An 18,999-nucleotide genomic window follows, 5' to 3' on the forward strand; every position below is an offset into this window, starting at 1 on the left:
ACATCACAATGAACTACGGTACGGCAGAATCGGTGAGCGCAGCATCTGCTGAGTACCCAGACCATAGTTGGAACTCAGACCGCGCAGTTCGATGTTAAAGCCGATGATGTTGTCGTATTCGCTCTGACCTTTGTCATAGTCCCAGCCATTCAGCTTACGTTCGTATCCAACGCGGATCGCGTAGCAGCAGGAGTTGTACTGCACACCCAGCATCTGATCTGCCGACTTATTCTGGTTGGTATCGAAGTAGTAGGCTCCTACCACCGACCAACGATCGGCAATTGGCCAGCTTGCGATGCCTCCCACCTGCGAAATGCCCTCTTTCGTTTGTTCGGACGTGGCAAAGTTAGGTAACGTCGCCTGGATATATTCCGGGCTGGCGTAACGATAGCTAAGCTGCACCATTCGGTCCGCATCACGACGGTACTCGATTGAACCGCTACCGGTGGCAACATTGTTCAGTCGCGTATCATATTGCACGCCGCTGCGCAGACCCCAACGATCGGTTATGCGCCAGTAAGTATCTCCGGCCCATACCAGCGATCCTTTTTTGTCGTCCTTCTCCCACTGGATATTGTCATCACCGGTACGTGCTTCGGTGAAGTAGTAGATTTGACCCACAGAAGCATTAAAACGTTCAACTGCAGCATCATCATAAATACGCGTTGTGACCCCGGTAGTCACCTGGTTGGCCGATGCAATACGGTCCAGACCACCGTAAGTACGGTCGCGGAACAGGCCGCTGTAATCAGATTGCAGGAATGAAGAGTCATAGTTCTGGATATTGCTCTGATCGCGGTACGGCACATAGAGATACTGGGCGCGCGGCTCCAGCGTCTGGGTATAGCCCTCGCTCCAGTTCATGTCGCGCTCGAAGACGAGCTTGCCGTCCACTTTAAACTGCGGCAGCACGCGGTTAACGGAATCTTCCAGACGCGTGCCATGGTTGGCATTGTACGTTTCCAGATTATCCTGCTGATAGTGGGTCGCCATCAGCTTCACTTCGGTATCAAGGCTGGCCCAGTCGTTTGAAACAGGCAGGTTAATCGTTGGCTCAAGGTGAATACGCGTCGCTTCAGGCATGTCAGAGTTAGTATTGACGAAATGCACCGCCTGGGCGTAGACCCGGGTGTCAAAAGGACCCACATTATTCTGGTACCAGTTAACATCAAGCTGTGGTTCTGCAGCATAGGTGCTCTGCGTTTGGTCGCTAAAGACCTGGAACTGTTTGGTTGAAACGGTCGCGTCAAAATTCCGTACTACATAGCCCGCGCTGAATTTCTGCGTGGCGTAGCCATCGGTACTTGAGCCGTATTTAGAGGTAAAGTCGTTAAAATAGCTCGAGTCGCTGACTTTGGTGTAGTCGACATTGAAACGCCACACCTGATCCATTACGCCCGAGTGCTGCCAGTAGTACAACCAGCGATGGCGGTTATCCCCGGAGGTGTTTCTTGGATCATCCTCATACACTTTATCCGATGGCAGGTAGTCCAGCTCCATCAGACCTGAACCCGCCTGCGTCAGATAGCGGAACTCGTTCTCCCACATGATGTTGCCGCGCTTGTGGATATAGTGCGGTGTGATCGTGGCGTCCATGTTGGGCGCGATGTTCCAGTAGTACGGCAGGTAAAACTCAAAGTAGTTTGAGGTGCTGTACTTGGCGTTCGGGATCAGGAAGCCGGAGCGACGTTTGTCGCCCACGGGCAGTTGCAGATAGGGGCTATAGAAGACCGGCACCGGGCCGAGCTTAAAGCGGGCGTTCCAGATCTCCGCAACCTGCTCTTCGCGGTCGTGGATCACTTCGCTACCTACCACGCTCCAGGTATCCGAGCCTGGCAGGCAGGAGGTAAAGGTCCCGTTCTCCAGAATGGTGTAGCGGTTTTCACCGCGCTGTTTCATCAGGTCCGCTTTACCGCGACCCTGGCGGCCAACCATCTGGTAATCACCTTCCCAGACGTTAGTGTCTTTGGTATTCAGGTTCGACCAGGCTTTCGGACCTTTCAGGATGACCTGATTATCGTCATAGTGCACATTACCCAGCGCATCGACCGTGCGTACCGGTTCGGCTGCGCCTTCTGGCTGTTTCTGGTGCAACTGCACTTCATCGGCCTGCAAGCGGCTGTTGCCCTGGTTAATATCCACATTCCCGCTAAACAGGGCGTCGTCAGGATAATTCCCTTTTGCGTTGTCAGCGGTGATGGTAACCGGTAGCGTGTTCGTATCACCCTGTACCAGCGGGCGATCATAGCTGGGGATACCCAGCATACATTGCGAGGCGAGATCGGCTGCCAGACCCTGTTGACTGTACAGAGCCGTAGCTATCATCGTGGCCAGAAGGGTGGGGATACGTTTTTTCATACGTTTTATTTATTGTTCCGTCATCAGTGGCTTATCGCTGGCAAACGGTCAGAGACTATCTTACTCATCATCACAGTGCCAGCGTTAATCCTGCCCGTAAACGAGCCATGGTGATAGGCTCGTTATTGAATGACGAGTATGATAATGCAAATTATAGGCGATGTCCTTCACTTGACCGTGGCCAGGCCACCGGAATGATGGCGTTGCGCTGGATCAAATCGATCACCATTTGGGGAGTATATGCAGTATTGGGGAAAAATTATCGGCGTAGCGTTCGCTTTACTGATGGGCGCGGGCTTCTGGGGTATCGTTCTGGGGCTGCTTATCGGCCATATGTTTGATAAAGCGCGCAGTCGCAAGATGGCCTGGTTCGCTAACCAGCGTGAACGCCAGGCGCTTTTTTTTGCGACAACCTTCGAGGTAATGGGCCATCTGACCAAGTCGAAAGGGCGTGTCACCGAGGCCGACATCCATGTCGCCAGCCAGTTTATGGATCGCATGAACCTGCACGGTGACTCCCGGGCGGCCGCGCAAAACGCATTTCGTATCGGTAAGGCGGATAACTATCCCCTGCGCGAAAAAATGCGTCAGTTCCGCAGCATCTGCTTCGGGCGCTTCGACTTAATTCGGATGTTTCTGGAGATTCAGATCCAGGCGGCGTTTGCCGATGGGTCGCTCCACCCGAACGAACGTGAGGTGCTGTATGTTATCGCCGAAGAGTTGGGTATTTCCCGCACCCAGTTCGATCAGTTCCTGCGCATGATGCAGGGCGGCGCACAGTTTGGCGGCGGCTATCAGCAACAGCAGACGGGCGGGGGCGGCTGGCAGCAGGCGCAGCGCGGGCCAACCCTGGAAGATGCCTGTAATGTGCTGGGCGTGAAGCCGACCGATGAGCCGACAACCATTAAGCGCGCCTACCGTAAGCTGATGAGCGAGCATCATCCGGATAAGCTGGTGGCCAAAGGTTTACCGCCGGAAATGATGGAGATGGCGAAGCAAAAAGCGCAGGAAATTCAGAAAGCCTACGAGCTTATCAAAGAGCAGAAGGGCTTTAAGTAAGGAAGCGGTTGGCCCGGCGGCAAGGTGCTGCCGGGCAACGGATCAAAAGTCTGCCGGTGCCTTAAAGGTCATCGGCGTACCGTATTCCGGGTGGGTGATGGTGAGCATTTCCGCATGCAGTTGCAGACGCGGCGCCATCGCCCGGGCTTCCGGCGTGGCATAAAAGCGATCCCCCAGAATCGGGTGACCCAGCGCCAGCATATGCACACGCAGCTGGTGCGAGCGGCCGGTAATCGGTTTTAACAGCACGCGGGCGCTGTTGTCCGCCGCGTACTCCAGCACTTCATACTCGGTTTGCGCCGCCTTGCCGGTCTCGTAGCAAACCTTCTGCTTCGGGCGGTTAGGCCAGTCGCAGATCAGTGGCAGATCAACCAGCCCTTCCGCAGGCTGTGGATGACCCCAGACGCGCGCCAGGTACTGCTTCTTCGGCTCACGCTCACGAAACTGACGTTTCAGCTCGCGCTCTGCCGCCTTGGTCAGCGCCACTACAATCACTCCGCTGGTGGCCATGTCCAGACGGTGGACGGACTCCGCCTGCGGATAATCGCGCTGAACGCGGGTCATCACACTGTCTTTGTGCTCATCCAGCCTGCCCGGCACGGACAACAGGCCGCTTGGCTTGTTGACCACCATAATATGCTCATCCTGATAGAGAATGACCAGCCACGGATCCTGCGGCGGATTGTAGGGTTCCATCAACATGTTTCGCTCCGCTTACTGATGCGTCACAACGATAAGGCGCAGCGCATCCAGACGCCATCCCGCCTGATTCAGGCTCTCAAGCACCTGCTGACGATTGGTTTCAATCGCCGCCAGTTCATCGTCACGAATATTGGGGTTCACCGCACGCAGGGCCTCCAGACGAGAGAGCTCCGCCGACAGTTTTTCATCCGCCTCGCTGCGCGCCGCGTCAATCAGGGCGCGCGCTGCTTTCTCAACCTGAGGCTCCCCCTGCTGGAGGATGGCGTAGACATCCTGCTGCACCGCATTCACCAGCTTGCTGCCGGTATGGCGATTCACCGCGCTCAGCTGGCGGTTAAAGCTCTCAAACTCGACCTGCGCCGCCAGGTTGGTGCCGTTTTTATCCAGCAGCAGACGTACCGGCGTGGCAGGCAGGAAGCGGTTGAGTTGCAGCTGTTTCGGTGCCTGGGCCTCCACCACGTAGATCAGCTCCAGCAGCAGGGTACCCACCGGCAGCGCCTTGTTCTTCAGCAGCGAGATGGTGCTGCTCCCGGTGTCGCCGGAGAGGATCAGATCCAGACCGTTGCGGATCAGCGGGTGCTCCCAGGTGATGAACTGCGCATCCTCGCGGGAGAGCGCCACATCACGCTCGAAGGTGATGGTGCAACCATCTTCCGGCAGGCCCGGGAAGTCCGGCACCAGCATGTGATCGGACGGGGTCAGCACAATCAAGTTCTCGCCGCGATCGTCCTGGTTGATACCGACGATATCAAACAGGTTCATGGCGAAGCTGATCAGGCTGGTATCGTCATCCTGCTCTTCAATGCTCTCTGCCAGCCGCTGGGCTTTCTCGCCGCCGTTGGAGTGGATCTCCAGCAGACGGTCACGACCCTGCTCCAGCTGCGCTTTCAGGGCGTCATGCTGTTCACGGCAGGTTTTGATCAGCTCGTCAAAGCCCTCGGTATTTTCCGGCGCCGCCAGATAGCCAGTCAGCTCGTTATGCACGCTATCGTAAATGGTACGACCGGTCGGGCAGGTATGTTCAAACGCATCCAGCCCTTCATGGAACCAGCGCACCAGCACCGACTGGGCGGTTTTTTCCAGATACGGGACGTGGATCTGAATGTCGTGCGCCTGACCAATACGGTCCAGACGACCGATACGCTGCTCCAGCAGGTCCGGGTTGAACGGCAGATCGAACATCACCAGACGGCTGGCGAACTGGAAGTTACGCCCCTCGGAGCCGATCTCAGAGCAGAGCAGCACCTGGGCGCCGCTGTCCTCTTCGGAGAACCACGCCGCCGCGCGGTCGCGCTCGATAATGGACATGCCTTCATGAAACACCGCCGCGCGAATACCTTCCCGCTCGCGCAGAACCTGCTCAAGCTGCAGCGCGGTGGTGGCTTTGGCGCAGATGACCAGCACTTTCTGGGAACGGTTGGCGGTCAGATAACCCATCAGCCATTCAACGCGCGGGTCGAAGTTCCACCAGGTGCCAGTATCGCCTTCAAACTCCTGATAAATCTGTTCCGGATAGAGCATGTCCCGGGCGCGCTCTTCCGCTGTTTTGCGTGCGCCCATGATGCCGGAGACCTTGATCGCCGTCTGATACTGGGTGGGCAGCGGCAGACGAACGGTATGCAGCTCGCGTTTCGGGAAGCCTTTCACCCCATTACGGGTGTTACGGAACAGCACGCGGCTGGTGCCGTGCCTGTCCATCAGCATGGAGACCAGCTCCTGGCGTGCGGCGTCGGCGCCTTCACGATCGCTGTTGGCCGCCTGGAGTAACGGCTCGATATCCTGTTCGCCAATCAGATCGCTCAGGGTGTTGAGCTCGTCGTTGGAGAGGTGCTTGCCCGCCAGCAGCAGGGCAACGGCATCCGCCACCGGGCGATAATTTTTCTGCTCTTCGACAAAAAGGTCAAAGTCATGGAAACGGTTTGGATCCAGCAGGCGCAGACGCGCGAAGTGGCTCTCCAGACCCAGCTGTTCCGGCGTAGCGGTGAGCAGCAGTACGCCAGGTACGCGCTCGGCCAGCTGTTCAATCGCCATATATTCACGGCTCGGCGCGTCGACGTTCCACACCAGATGGTGCGCTTCATCGACCACCATGATGTCCCACTCGGCATCACACAGGTGTTCAAGACGCTGCTTGCTGCGGCGAACGAAGTCCAGGGAGCAGATCACCAGCTGTTCGGTTTCGAACGGGTTATCGGCCTCGTGTTGGGCTTCGGCGTAGCGCTCGTCGTCAAACAGGGAGAAACGCAGGTTGAAGCGACGCAGCATCTCCACCAGCCACTGGTGCTGCAGGGTTTCAGGTACCACAATCAGCACGCGCTCGGCCGCGCCGGAGAGCAGCTGCTGGTGCAGGATCATGCCCGCTTCGATGGTTTTACCTAAACCGACTTCATCCGCCAGCAGGACGCGCGGCGCATGGCGGCGGCCAACGTCATGGGCAATATTGAGCTGATGGGGAATCAGGCTGGTGCGCTGGCCGCGCAGACCGCTCCACGGCATGCGGTACTGCTCGCTCTGGAACTTGCGCGCACGGTAACGCAGCGAGAAGCGATCCATGCGGTCGATCTGACCGGCGAACAGGCGATCCTGCGGCTTGCTGAAGACCAGTTTGCTGTCGAGCAGCACTTCGCGCAGCATGACGCCCGTCTCTTCGGTATCCAGTCGGGTTCCGATATAGGCGAGCAGTCCATTCTCTTCTTTTACGTCTTCAATCTTCAGCTGCCAGCCTTCATGGCTGGTAACGGTGTCGCCCGGGTTAAACATCACGCGGGTAACAGGGGAATCATTGCGAGCATACAGACGGTTTTCACCGGTGGCGGGGAAGAGGAGAGTGACCATACGCGCATCCAGCGCCACTACCGTTCCTAATCCAAGTTCGCTTTCTGTGTCGCTGATCCAGCGTTGACCAAGTGTAAAAGGCATATTTGTTCGGCTCTAATCTTTAATTGCAGGCAATAGTTCAACCACCGATCAGAAATGACGGTAATCGAATAATGGGTCCGGGAATGGAAAGGGCGCTATGGTACTGGATGGCAGCGATTTCGTCACCTGTCAAAATAGCCCCAACTGACCTGTCATCAGTGTAGCAAAGTCGTCGTCCATGAACGGTAAAATTCCCTCCGCGACGGGCTGTAGCTGGCGCGTGAGGTAGTGCTCATAGTCAAGGGGCGAACGCTGATAATCCACCGGCTCCGGGCCGCTGGTGGTCCAGACATACTTGATGGTGCCTCGGTTCTGGTACTGCGGCGCGCGCCCAAGACGGACGTTCTCTTCATCGGCAAGCCGGGCGGCACGAACGTGGGGCGGCACGTTGCGCTGATACTCCGCCAGCGGGCGACGCAGGCGCTTGCGGTAGACAAGCTGGTCATCCAGCTCGCCCGCCATCAGGCTGGCGATGGTCTCGCGCACAAACTCCTGATAGGGTTCGCGCCGAAAAATTTTCAGATAAAGCTCCTGCTGGAAACGCTGCGCCAGCGGGGTCCAGTCGGTACGGACGGTTTCCAGCCCTTTAAATACCATCCGCTGCTTTTCCCCCTCCTGGATAAGCCCAGCATAGCGCTTTTTGCTGCCCTGATCGGTTCCCCGGATGGTGGGCATTAAAAAGCGGCAGAAGTGGGTCTCGTACTCCAGCTCCAGGGCGCTGGTTAAGCCAGCCTGTTGCAGATGCGTTCGCCACCAGTCGTTCACGTAAGCCACCAGCGCCTGGCCGATGGCGGTCGCCTCTGCTTCGCTTTTCGCCCCCCTGAGCCAGACGAAGGTCGAGTCGGTATCGCCATAAATCACGTCATAGCCCCGGGATTCCACCAGCACTTTGGTCTGGCGCATGATCTCGTGGCCGCGCATGGTAATGGACGAGGCCAGGCGCGGGTCGAAGAAACGGCAGGCGCTGGTGCCGAGCACACCATAAAAGGCATTCATGATGATCTTCAGTGCCTGGGAAAGCGGCTTATTGCCGTGGCGCTTGGCCTCTTCGCGCCCGTACCAGATCTGGCTGACAATCTCCGGCAGGCAGTGTTTTTCCCGGGAGAAACGCGCTCCGAGGAAGCCCTCGGTGCTGTGCTGCTCATCCGGCTGGGCGAGCCCTTCCACCAGTCCGACCGGATCGATAAGAAAGGTGCGAATGATCGACGGATAGAGGCTTTTGTAATCCAGCACCAGCACCGAGTCGTACAGGCCAGGGCGGGAGTCCATCACATAGCCGCCGGGGCTGGCCTGGGGCGGCACGTCACCGAGATTGGGGGCTACATAGCCCGCCCGGTGCATGCGCGGAAAATAGAGATGGCTAAAGGCGGCCACGGAGCCGCCGTGGCGGTCGGCCGCCAGGCCATTGACCGTGGCGCGCTCCAGCAGAAACGGCATGATCTCGGTTTTGTGGAAAATCCGCGTCACCAGCTCGCAGTCTTTCAGGTTATAGGTCGCCAGGGCCGGTTTATCTTCGGCGAAGCGGCGGTCAATTTCGTCCATTCTGTCCCAGGGATTGTCGATGGATTTACCTTCCCCGAGCAGCTCCTGCGATACCGATTCCAGCGAAAATGATGAGAAACTCCAGAAGGCGGATTTCAGTGCCTCGATGCCGTCGATGATTAAGCGCCCGTTCGCCTGGGCAAAGAAGACGCCGTTTTTAAAGCCGTGCTCGCGCCACTCCAGCTCGCTGTTGCCGCGGCCGAGCAGCAGGGGGATGCGGTAGCGCTCGGCATGTTTTTGCAGAATGCGCAAATCAAACTGCACTACGTTCCAGCCGATGATGACGTCTGGGTCGTGCCGGGCAAACCAGGCATTCAGTTTTTCGATCAGCTGCGGACGGCTGTTGACGTACTCCAGCTGGAAATCGAGCTCCGAAGCGTCGCCGTTGGCCGGGCCCAGCATATAGACAACCCGCTGGCCGCAGCCTTCGATGCCGATGCAGTACAGCTCCCCGTGACGAGTGGTTTCAATGTCCACCGACGCCCATTTCAGGGGCGGACGATAGTGCGGGTTGGGTTTGAGACGGGCGTTGATCAGCCGTTCGCCCTGGGGCGTACCGTCCACCCAGACCGGTGCGGTGATAAAACGCTCCATCAGAAAGCGCTCCGGTGGACGAACGTCGGCTTCGTACAGGGTCACGCCCGCCTCGCGCAGCAGCTTTTCATAACGCATCAGCTGGCGGTGGGCACGGCAGTAAAGGCCGTAAACCGGACGACGGTGGAAATCTTTCAGCTCAAGGGGCGTCAGCCGCCAGCCATTTTCACCCTGCAGCAGCTGGCGGGCTTTTTCGACGTCAGGCTCGGGAATAAACGCAACGGACTCCTGGACAGGCAGGGTGACGTTCAGCGGGCCGGTATCGGTCGCCAGCCAGAATTCAACTTCGGTACCCTGGGGCGTATCCCGCCAGTGCCGGGTGAGTAAAAAGCCTTGTTGCGCCTGCGCCACGCCGTTCTCTCATAAAACAAAACCAGGCCTGATTATAGCCTGGTTAAGGGTATTTTGCTGGGGTTTTATACAGGTGTGCTTTGCCGGATGGCGCTGCGCTTATCCGGCCTGGGAGACCTGTAGGCCCGGTAAGCGTAGCGCCACCGGGCGGGTTTTACTGCCCGTAATAGGCTTTCGCGCCGTGCTTACGCAGATAGTGTTTATCCAGCAGGGTCTGCTGCATATCCGGCAGCTGCGGTGCCAGCTGGCGGCAGAAGATGCCCATATAGGCCACCTCTTCCAGTACGATGGCGTTATGCACCGCATCCTCGGCATTTTTACCCCACGCAAACGGGCCGTGAGAGTGAAGCAGCACCCCCGGCATCTGTGCGGCGTCGATCCCCTGTTTCTCGAAGGTTTCAACAATCACGTTGCCGGTCTCCCATTCATACTCGCCGTTGATCTCGGCATCGGTCATCTTGCGGGTGCAGGGGATGGTGCCATAGAAATAGTCAGCGTGGGTGGTGCCGGTCGCCGGGATCGGCTGGCCTGCCTGCGCCCAGATAGTGGCGTGACGGGAGTGGGTGTGAACGATGCCGCCGATAGACGGGAAGGCCTGATAGAGCAGGCGATGCGTTGGCGTATCGGAAGAAGGCTTTTTCTTCCCTTCAACCACTTCACCGGTGGCGATACTCACTACCACCATATCCTCGGCGGTCATTACCCGGTAGTCGACGCCGGATGGTTTAATGACGAACACGCCTGCTTCGCGGTCCACGGCACTGACGTTGCCCCAGGTCAGGGTAACGAGATTATGTTCCGGCAGGGCGAGGTTGGCTTCAAGTACCTGACGTTTGAGATCTTCCAGCATGTATCCTCCAGGAAAAAAGGCCCGCCCTGCGGCAGGCCAAAGGTTCCCCTGTTAACGTTTTGAACCGTAGTAGACTTCGTTCCAGCGCAGCGCATCTTTAAAGGCTGGCAGACGGGTGTCGTTATCAATGACCGTCAGTTCGATGTCGTGCAGTTCCGCGAACTGACGCATGTCGTTGAGATCCAGCGCATGGCTGAAGACGGTATGGTGTGCGCCACCTGCTACGATCCAGGCTTCGGAAGCGGTTGCCAGATCCGGCTGAGCTTTCCACAGGGCGTTCGCCACCGGCAGTTTTGGCAGGGAATGCGGCGTTTCAACGGCGTCAATGCAGTTCACCAGCAGTCGGAAACGATCGCCCAGATCGATCAGGCTGGCGTTAATGGCCGGGCCGGTACGGGTATTGAAGATCAGACGCGCTGGATCGGCTTTGCCGCCGATGCCGAGATGCTGAACGTCGAGGATCGGTTTTTCATCCACGGCGATCGACGGGCAGACTTCCAGCATGTGCGAACCCAGCACCAGATCGTTGCCGTCCTCGAAGTGGTAGGTGTAATCCTCCATAAAGGAGGTGCCGCCCTGCAGACCGGTCGACATCACTTTCATGATGCGTAGCAGAGCGGCAGTTTTCCAGTCGCCTTCACCGGCAAAGCCGTAGCCCTGCTGCATCAGACGTTGTACCGCCAGGCCCGGAAGCTGCTTCAGGCCATGAAGATCTTCAAAGGTGGTGGTAAAGGCATGGAAGCCGCCCTGTTCCAGGAAGCGTTTCATGCCCAGCTCGATACGGGCTGCATCCAGCACGTTCTGGCGCTTATCACCATTCACCTGTGCCGCCGCCGTCAGGCGATAGCTGCTTTCGTACTCATCCACCAGCGCATTGACATCGCCATCGCTGATTTCATTGACGACCTGCACCAGATCGCCCACCGCCCAGGTGTTGACGGAAAAACCAAACTTGATCTGCGCGGCCACTTTATCGCCGTCCGTTACCGCCACTTCACGCATGTTGTCGCCGAAGCGCACCACTTTCAGCTGACGGGTATCCTGCTTCGATACGGCCTGGCGCATCCAGGAACCAATCCGCTGGTGTGCCTGCTTGTCCTGCCAGTGGCCAGTGACGACAGCATGCTGCTGGCGCATACGCGCGCCGATGAAGCCGAACTCACGGCCGCCGTGCGCGGTCTGGTTCAGGTTCATAAAGTCCATATCAATGCTGTCCCACGGCAGCGCCGCGTTGAACTGGGTATGGAACTGCAGCAGCGGTTTGTTGAGGATGGAGAGGCCGTTGATCCACATCTTGGCTGGAGAGAAGGTGTGCAGCCACACCACCAGACCCGCGCATTTATCGTCGTAGTTAGCATCGCGACAGATATGGGTAATTTCATCCGGGGAGGTGCCCAGCGGCTTCAGCACCAGCTTGCACGGCAGTTTTGCTTCCGCATTCAGGGCGTTTACAACATGTTCTGCGTGTTGAGTCACCTGGCGCAGGGCTTCCGGCCCGTAAAGATGCTGGCTACCAATCACAAACCACACTTCATAATTATTAAAAATCGTCATTATCGTGTCCTTAATGTGTCAGGGTTGCCGTAGATTCCGGGATGTTCTTAACCGGGGCGGCGACAGGGAGATAGTGCTGCTCAGCGCTCTTCGCCCACTGCTGGTAGCGCTGATAAAGCTGTTCAAAACGTTGCGCCTGCTGCGTGCGCGGCTGCAGGGTACTTTCCACCTTGCTCGCCATATGCTGCTGCGCTGTCGGGATGTCGGTGTGTACGCCCGCCGCCACCGCCGCGAAGATCGCCGCGCCCAGGGCACAGCACTGATCGGAGGCGACAATTTGCAGCGGACGGTTCAGCACGTCGCAGCAGGCCTGCATGATCACCGGGTTCTTACGGGCGATACCGCCCAGCGCCATCACCTCATTGACGGCGATCCCCTGTTCGGTAAAGCACTCCATAATGGCGCGCGCGCCAAAGGCGGTAGCCGCTACCAGCCCGCCAAACAGCGCCGGGGCGTCGGTGGCGAGATTCAGATCGGTAATCACCCCTTTCAGACGCTGGTTGGCATTTGGCGTACGGCGGCCGTTAAACCAGTCGAGAACGACCGGAAGATGATCGAGGGAAGGATTCTTCGCCCAGGCGTCGGTCAACTGCGGCAGCAGCTGTTTTTTGCTCTCTGCGATCTGGGTTTTCAGTTCCGGATGGGCGGCGGCCAGCTGATCCAGCGGCCAGCCCAGCACGCGGCCAAACCAGGCGTAGATGTCGCCAAAGGCGGACTGACCCGCTTCCAGCCCGATAAAGTCCGGTACCACGCTGCCGTCAACCTGGCCGCAGATGCCTTTCACGGCGCGATCGCCGACGCTGGCTTTATCCGCTGTCAGGATGTCGCAGGTGGAGGTGCCGATCACTTTCACCAGCGTGTTGGGCTGTGCGCCCGCGCCGACCGCGCCCATATGGCAGTCAAAAGCGCCGCCGGAAATGGCCACCGTCTGAGGCAGGCCCAGGCGTTCCGCCCACTCGGCGCAGAGCGTGCCGACCGGGATATCAGCGGTCCAGGTATCGGTAAAGAGCGGGTAGTCGAGGTTCTGGTTGATGATCGGGTCGAGTTCGTCAAAGAAGGTGGCAGGCGGCAGGCCACCCCAGCTTTCATGCCAGAGGGATTTGTGCCCGGCGCTGCAGCGACCGCGACGGATATCCTGCGGACGGGTGGTGCCGGAGAGCAGGGCCGGAACCCAGTCACACAGCTCAATCCAGGAGACTGCCGCTTTTGCCACCTGCGGATCCTGACGGGTAACGTGCAGGATCTTCGCCCAGAACCACTCGCTGGAGTAAATGCCGCCGATGTAGCGGGAGTAGTCGTTTTTGCCTGGCTGATGGCACAAACGGGTGATGGCTTCGGCTTCTTCCACCGCGGTATGGTCTTTCCACAGCACAAACATGGCGTTCGGGTTATCGGCGAACGCCGGATGCAGCGCCAGCACGTGACCATCGGCGTCAATCGGCGCCGGGGTAGAGCCGGTGCTGTCCACGCCAATCCCGACGATCTGAGCGCGCTGCGCCTCGCTTAACTCCGCCAGTACGGTTTTGATTGCCGCTTCCATCGACTCGATATAGTCACGTGGATGATGGCGGAACTGATTGTTTGGCGCATCGCAATAGCGCCCCTCTTGCCAGCGCGGATACCACTCGACGCTGGTTGCTATCTCCTGACCCGTAGTGCATTCCACTGCCAGGGCGCGTACTGAGTCACTGCCAAAATCGAGGCCAATCGCAATTGCCATGGTGTTGCTCCATCAAAAAACAGATATGAATGAACATTAGAGAGTGAGGGGGAAAATCGTCAGGCGGGATCCGCTAATCTTATGGATGATTTTGCTGTGACATGGGAAAGTGTGACGCCGAGCAAATAATCCATGTGGACATTTCTGCCGTGGTTATAGACACTTTTGTTACCGCCGACCCGCTCGATGTTACGGATAAATCGCAACGGAAGCGTTATGATGGCGGATCTGAAAGCGGGCTGATACCTTTTCGATCTTTGAGCAGCCCGTTTTTATGCCGCTTTTGATGATATGGACAAATGGTTTCCTTCAGGACTGCCAGGAGGACTGAAAATATGGCTGAAACGCAAAGCGATCCGCTGCTGCCGGGCTACTCGTTTAACGCGCATCTGGTGGCGGGACTGACGCCCATTGAGGCTGACGGCTATCTCGATTTTTACGTTGACCGACCGCTGGGGATGAAGGGCTATATCCTCAACCTGACCGTGCGCGGAGAGGGGGTGATCAAGAATGGCGATCAGACCTTCGTCTGCCGTCCGGGCGATATTCTGCTCTTCCCGCCGGGTGAAATTCATCACTATGGCCGTCATCCCGATGCCCGGGAGTGGTATCACCAGTGGGTCTACTTCCGTCCGCGCGCTTACTGGCAGGAGTGGCTGGCCTGGCCGTCGATGTTTGCCCATACTGGCTTTTATCGCCCGGATGAAGCGCATCAGCCGCAGTTTCGGGAGCTGTTTGCCCAGATCATCGAGGCCGGACAGGGCGGGGGACGCTATGCCGAGCTGCTGGCTATCAACCTGCTGGAACAGCTGCTGCTGCGCCGGATGGAGGCGATCAACGAATCGCTCAACCCGCCGCTGGATCACCGGGTGCGCGAAGCCTGTCAGTACATCAGCGACCATCTGGCGGACAGCCAGTTTGATATCGCCAGCGTCGCCCAGCATGTCTGCCTGTCGCCGTCGCGTCTGTCGCACCTGTTCCGCCAGCAGCTGGGGGTGAGCGTGCTGAGCTGGCGCGAGGATCAGCGCATCAGCCAGGCTAAGCTGCTGCTCAGCACCACCCGCATGCCGATTGCCACCGTCGGGCGCAACGTCGGCTTTGAGGATCAGCTCTACTTTTCCCGGGTCTTTAAAAAATGCACTGGCGCCAGCCCCAGCGAATTTCGCGCAGGGTGTGAATAGAAAGTAAATAAAACTAAACAAGTTCGCTGGATCCTGTTCACACCCGGTAAACTATTCAGACAATTGTTGTCTTGACGCAGCAGGGCGCTCTTCGCAGAATCCCTGCTTCGCCACCTGACCGGAACTGTTATGCAGGCATTGCTGGAACATTTTATTACCCAGTCCGTTACCTATTCGCTCGTCGCCGTCGCGCTCGTGGCCTTCCTGGAATCTCTGGCGCTGGTTGGACTGATCCTGCCCGGCACGGTGATGATGACCGGGCTCGGCGCGCTGATTGGCAGTGGCGAGGTTAACTTCTGGCAGGCGTGGCTGGCGGGGATCGTCGGCTGTCTGCTGGGCGACTGGATCTCATTCTGGCTGGGCTGGCGCTTTAAAAAGCCGCTGCACCGTTGGTCATTCATGAAAAAGAACAAAGCCCTGCTCGATAAAACCGAGCATGCCCTGCATCAACACAGCATGTTTACCATTCTGGTGGGGCGCTTTGTTGGCCCGACGCGCCCGCTGGTGCCGATGGTGGCGGGAATGCTGGATCTGCCGGTGGCGAAATTTATCGTGCCGAACCTGATTGGCTGCCTGTTCTGGCCGCCCATTTACTTCCTGCCGGGCATCCTGGCCGGCGCGGCAATCGATATTCCTGCCGGTGTGCAGAGCGGCGGCTTCCGCTGGCTGCTGCTGGCGACCGCGCTGCTGCTGTGGCTGGCGGCCTGGCTCTGCTGGCGGCTGTGGCGCAGCGGGAAAGCCTCCTCGGATCGCCTCAGCCGCTATCTGCCGCGTGGACGCTTATTCTGGCTGGCCCCCGTCACCCTGGGCGTGGCGCTGGTGGCACTGGTGATGCTGGTACGTCACCCGCTGATGCCGGTGTATGGTGAGATCCTGCTTAAGGTTGTCAGCCGCTGATCGTTTTCAGTGGATCCCCAGCAGGCGCGACGCGCTCGCGTTTCCGCTTGCCAGCTGTTCCGTATCGCCATCCCAGGCGATACGGCCATCGGCAATCACCACCGACCGGGGAGCGATCCTGAGCGCATCTTCCACGCTGTGCGACACCATCAGCATCGTCAGGTTCTGACGTTCACATACCTCTTTAACCAGCAGCAACATCTCCTGACGTAAGGCGGGATCGAGTGCCGAGAAGGGCTCGTCCAGCAGCAGGACAGGCTGTTCGCGCACCAGACAGCGCGCCAGCGCGACGCGCTGGCGCTGACCGCCCGAAAGCTCGCCCGGCAGCCGTTCCAGCAGATCGCCGATCCCCATCTGCAGCGCGATGTCGCTTAGCTTCTGCTGTTGCACAGCATTCAGTCTGAGGCCGGCATGCATGCCCAGACCAATGTTCTGGCGCACGTTGAGGTGCGTGAAGAGATTGTTTTCCTGAAACAGCATCGACACCGGGCGCGCAGCAGGCGGCGTACGGGTGTGATCGTGACCGTTAAGGGTGATGCTGCCGTTGGCCGGTTGCAGAAAACCGGCGATCAGATTGAGAAGGGTGCTTTTCCCGGCGCCGCTGGGGCCGAGCACGGCGATAAGTTCGCCCCGGCGCACGGACAAGGTGAAGCGCATCGGCAGGTGCTGATAAAGCCAGGTTACATCAGTCAGTTTTAACATCACGCCCCGGTAGTTTTTCGATAACGGTAAATAACGCAAAGCAGAGCAGCAGCAGCAGCGCCGTGACGGCCCCGTCCTGGCTGCGATACGAGCCGATCTGCTGATAGAGCCAGAACGGCAGGGTGCGGAAATCATCATTGCCAAACAGCGCCACCACCCCGAAATCGCCAATCGACAGTACGCAGGCAAAGGCCAGCGCCTGGGCCAGCGGGCGCTTCAGGGCGCGCAGTTCCACCACCTTCAGCCGCTGCCAGCCGTGCATTCCCAGCGAGTCGCAAAGCAGGGTATAGCGGGCGCTGAGGTCGCGCATCGGATTTTCCAGCACTTTCAGCGCATACGGAATGGCCATCAGGGCGTTGGTGAAGATGACAATGCCGTCGGCCGATTCGGGCAGGCCAACGGTGCTGTTGAAGAGCAGGAAAAAGCCGCTCGCCAGCACGATGCCGGGCATCGCCAGGATCAGCATGCCGCTGAGATCCAGCGCCTGCGCGGGCACCGTCGCCTGCCGGGCATAGAGTTCCCGACTGCTCCACAGCAACATCATGGTCAGCAGGACGCAGAGCAGCCCGGCTCCCAGCGCAATGCGCAGCGAAGTGCCCAGCGCCTGCCATAGCACCGGCTGTTGCAGCACCGACAGCAGGTTAAGGTTCAGGCCATCCACCACGACCGCCAGCAGCGGCGGGATCAACAGCAGCAGCGCCAGGGTAATAAGCAGGCCATCGGTCAGGCGGCTGCGCAGGCTATCCTGCGGATCGCGCCAACCGGCAAGCTGGCTGGTACCGACGGGGATAGCTTTCCCCAGCCGCTGGCTCAGCATCACCAGCCCCAGGCAGCAGACCATCTGCACCATCGCCAGCAGGGCTGCCCGGCCCGGATCGTAGTCGTAGCTCAGGGCCTGATAGATGGCGAGCTCGATAGTGGTGGCCTGCGGCCCGCCGCCGAGCGAGAGCACGGTGGCGAAGCTGGCAAAGCAGAGCATAAAGATCAGCGCGGCGACGGGCGGGATCTGGCGGCGCAGCCACGGCCACTCGACGAAGCGGAAAAATGACCCGCCACGCATCCCGAGCTGGGCGGCAAGCTGGCGCTGTTCGCCGGGGATATTCTCCAGCGCCTGTAAGAGCAGGCGCGTTGCCATCGGCATGTTGAAAAAGACGTGCGCCAGCAGGATCCCCTGCAGGCCATAGGGCGAGAAGCTCCACTCCAGCCCGAGCGCCTGGAATAGCGCAGCCAGCCAGCCCTGACGCCCGTAAACGCTGAGAATGCCAAATACCGCCACCAGCACCGGCAGGATCAGGGTCATGGCGCACAGACGCAGCAGCGCCTGCCTGCCCGGGAAGCGACGCCGGTAGAGCGCGCGGGCAAGAAATATCGCGGGCACGACGGAGAGCAGGGCGGAGAGAAACGCCTGCCAGAACGAGAAGCGGATGACGTGCCACAGATAGCTGTCGTGCAGCAGCGCCGCGACGTCGGTGGCTGGCGCGTTAAACCACAGCGCCAGAAATGCGCCCAGGGCGACCGCCACCATCAGCGTGGCGGCCAGCAGCCCCGGCAGCAACCAGCCGGCGATTAACGGCTGACGGCGCGTTGCCATTCATTGATCCATGCTGCACGTTTCCCGGCCACTTCCTGCGGGGTAAATTCCAGCGTGGTTTGCGGTTTCACCAGGGTGTCAAAACCTGCCGGTAACGTCACATTGGTGACCGGGTACATCCAGTTGCCGGTCGGGATGGCATTCTGGAACGACGGCGAGACCATAAATTTCAGAAACTTCTCAGCCAGCTCCGGCTGTTTGCTGGCTGCGATCCGGGCGGCGACCTCAACCTGCAGATAGTGACCTTCAGCAAAGTCAGCGGCGGCGTAGTTCTCTTTTTTCTCGGCAATGATGTGGTACGCCGGGGAGGTGGTGTAGCTCAGCGCCAGATCGCTCTCCCCTTTCAGGAACAGGCCATAGGCCTCACTCCAGCCTTTGGTCACGGTGACCGTTTTGGCGGCCAGTTTCTGCCAGGCTTCCGGGGTCTTGTCACCGTAGACCTTTTGCATCCACAGCAGCAGACCCAGCCCCGGGGTGCTGGTGCGGGGATCTTCGTAGATCACACGCCATTTCTGGTCGCTCTCAACCAGCTCTTTCAGGCTCTTTGGCGGATTTTTCAGCTTGTTTTTGTCGTAGACGAAGGCGAAGTAGCCGTAATCGAAAGGCACAAAGGTGTCGTTCTTCCAGCCGCCAGGGACGTTAACCGCATCGGTCGGCACGCCGCTTTTGGCAAACAGCCCGGTCTGGGTGGCCGCTTCCAGCAGATTGTTATCCAGCCCCAGCACCACGTCGGCTTTGCTGTTTTTGCCTTCCATGCGCAGGCGGTTCAGCAGCGAGACGCCATCCTCCAGCGCCACGAACTTCAGCTCGCACTTGCAGTCGGCTTCAAAGGCTTTTTTGACCGCCGGGCCCGGGCCCCAGTCGGCAGCGAAAGAGTCGTAGGTGTAGACCGTCAGGACAGGACTGGCCACGGCAGGCAGCGCAACCAGCGCCAACAGGGGAAGAACAGTTTTGAACACTTTGCACCTCATTGTTTGAG

The 18,999-nt window shown here is 58.9% G+C and carries 13 protein-coding genes; 3 read left to right on the plus strand and 10 right to left on the minus strand.

Annotation, left to right across the window (positions count from 1 at the left end; translation table 11 throughout):
- Positions 1-3: 3 nt before the first annotated feature.
- On the minus strand, positions 4-2,358 hold the full coding sequence (gene lptD / locus FHC51_RS08790) for an LPS assembly protein LptD (protein ID WP_220435348.1): 2,355 nt from the start codon (positions 2,356-2,358) through the stop codon (positions 4-6).
- A 240-nt stretch (positions 2,359-2,598) separates the two neighbouring features.
- Here lptD and djlA point away from each other — a divergent pair, with 240 nt between their 5' ends.
- Positions 2,599-3,417: a co-chaperone DjlA gene (gene djlA, locus FHC51_RS08795; RefSeq protein ID WP_114387963.1), complete on the plus strand. Its 819-nt coding sequence runs from the start codon at positions 2,599-2,601 to the stop codon at positions 3,415-3,417.
- Between the two features lie 42 nt (positions 3,418-3,459).
- Here the strand turns inward: djlA and rluA are convergent, their stop codons facing one another.
- From rluA to araB, 6 genes are all read right to left on the minus strand, one after another.
- Positions 3,460-4,119 (minus strand): bifunctional tRNA pseudouridine(32) synthase/23S rRNA pseudouridine(746) synthase RluA, encoded by a 660-nt coding sequence (rluA, locus tag FHC51_RS08800; protein ID WP_180209034.1) that lies wholly within the window; start codon positions 4,117-4,119, stop codon positions 3,460-3,462.
- A gap of 12 nt (positions 4,120-4,131) precedes the next feature.
- Positions 4,132-7,038, minus strand: coding sequence for an RNA polymerase-associated protein RapA (gene rapA, locus FHC51_RS08805; RefSeq protein ID WP_220435349.1), 2,907 nt, complete (start codon positions 7,036-7,038; stop codon positions 4,132-4,134).
- A 129-nt stretch (positions 7,039-7,167) separates the two neighbouring features.
- Complete coding sequence (gene polB / locus FHC51_RS08810) at positions 7,168-9,525, minus strand: DNA polymerase II (RefSeq protein WP_220435350.1); 2,358 nt, start codon at positions 9,523-9,525, stop codon at positions 7,168-7,170.
- 154 nt (positions 9,526-9,679) lie between these two features.
- The gene (gene araD / locus FHC51_RS08815) at positions 9,680-10,375 is read right to left on the minus strand and encodes an L-ribulose-5-phosphate 4-epimerase (protein ID WP_220435351.1); all 696 of its coding nucleotides are present in this window, start codon (positions 10,373-10,375) and stop codon (positions 9,680-9,682) included.
- Between the two features lie 51 nt (positions 10,376-10,426).
- Positions 10,427-11,929, minus strand: coding sequence for an L-arabinose isomerase (gene araA / locus FHC51_RS08820; protein WP_114387959.1), 1,503 nt, complete (start codon positions 11,927-11,929; stop codon positions 10,427-10,429).
- 10 nt (positions 11,930-11,939) lie between these two features.
- Entirely contained in the window at positions 11,940-13,649 is a 1,710-nt protein-coding gene (araB, locus tag FHC51_RS08825) for a ribulokinase (RefSeq protein ID WP_220435352.1), read from the minus strand.
- Between the two features lie 335 nt (positions 13,650-13,984).
- Here araB and araC point away from each other — a divergent pair, with 335 nt between their 5' ends.
- Positions 13,985-14,830 carry an arabinose operon transcriptional regulator AraC gene (gene araC, locus FHC51_RS08830; protein ID WP_103823228.1) on the plus strand — a complete coding sequence of 282 codons (846 nt, stop codon included), beginning with the start codon at positions 13,985-13,987 and terminating at the stop codon, positions 14,828-14,830.
- 129 nt (positions 14,831-14,959) lie between these two features.
- Positions 14,960-15,727 carry a DedA family protein gene (locus tag FHC51_RS08835; protein WP_103823229.1) on the plus strand — a complete coding sequence of 256 codons (768 nt, stop codon included), beginning with the start codon at positions 14,960-14,962 and terminating at the stop codon, positions 15,725-15,727.
- Between the two features lie 6 nt (positions 15,728-15,733).
- Here FHC51_RS08835 and thiQ read toward each other — a convergent pair whose 3' ends face one another.
- The 3 genes from thiQ to thiB are packed head-to-tail and all read right to left on the minus strand — an operon-like array spanning position 15,734 to position 18,979.
- Entirely contained in the window at positions 15,734-16,429 is a 696-nt protein-coding gene (gene thiQ / locus FHC51_RS08840) for a thiamine ABC transporter ATP-binding protein ThiQ (RefSeq protein WP_220435353.1), read from the minus strand.
- A complete protein-coding gene (gene thiP / locus FHC51_RS08845; protein ID WP_220435354.1) occupies positions 16,413-18,020 on the minus strand; it encodes a thiamine/thiamine pyrophosphate ABC transporter permease ThiP in 1,608 nt (535 codons plus the stop codon). Before thiP ends, thiQ begins: the two co-directional genes overlap by 17 nt.
- Positions 17,996-18,979 carry a thiamine ABC transporter substrate binding subunit gene (gene thiB / locus FHC51_RS08850; RefSeq protein ID WP_220435355.1) on the minus strand — a complete coding sequence of 328 codons (984 nt, stop codon included), beginning with the start codon at positions 18,977-18,979 and terminating at the stop codon, positions 17,996-17,998. The genes thiP and thiB overlap by 25 nt, the downstream gene beginning before the upstream one ends.
- Positions 18,980-18,999: the final 20 nt, after the last annotated feature.

Origin of the sequence: Leclercia sp. EC_58 (assembly GCF_019584355.1) — a bacterium.
GTDB lineage: Bacteria > Pseudomonadota > Gammaproteobacteria > Enterobacterales > Enterobacteriaceae > Enterobacter.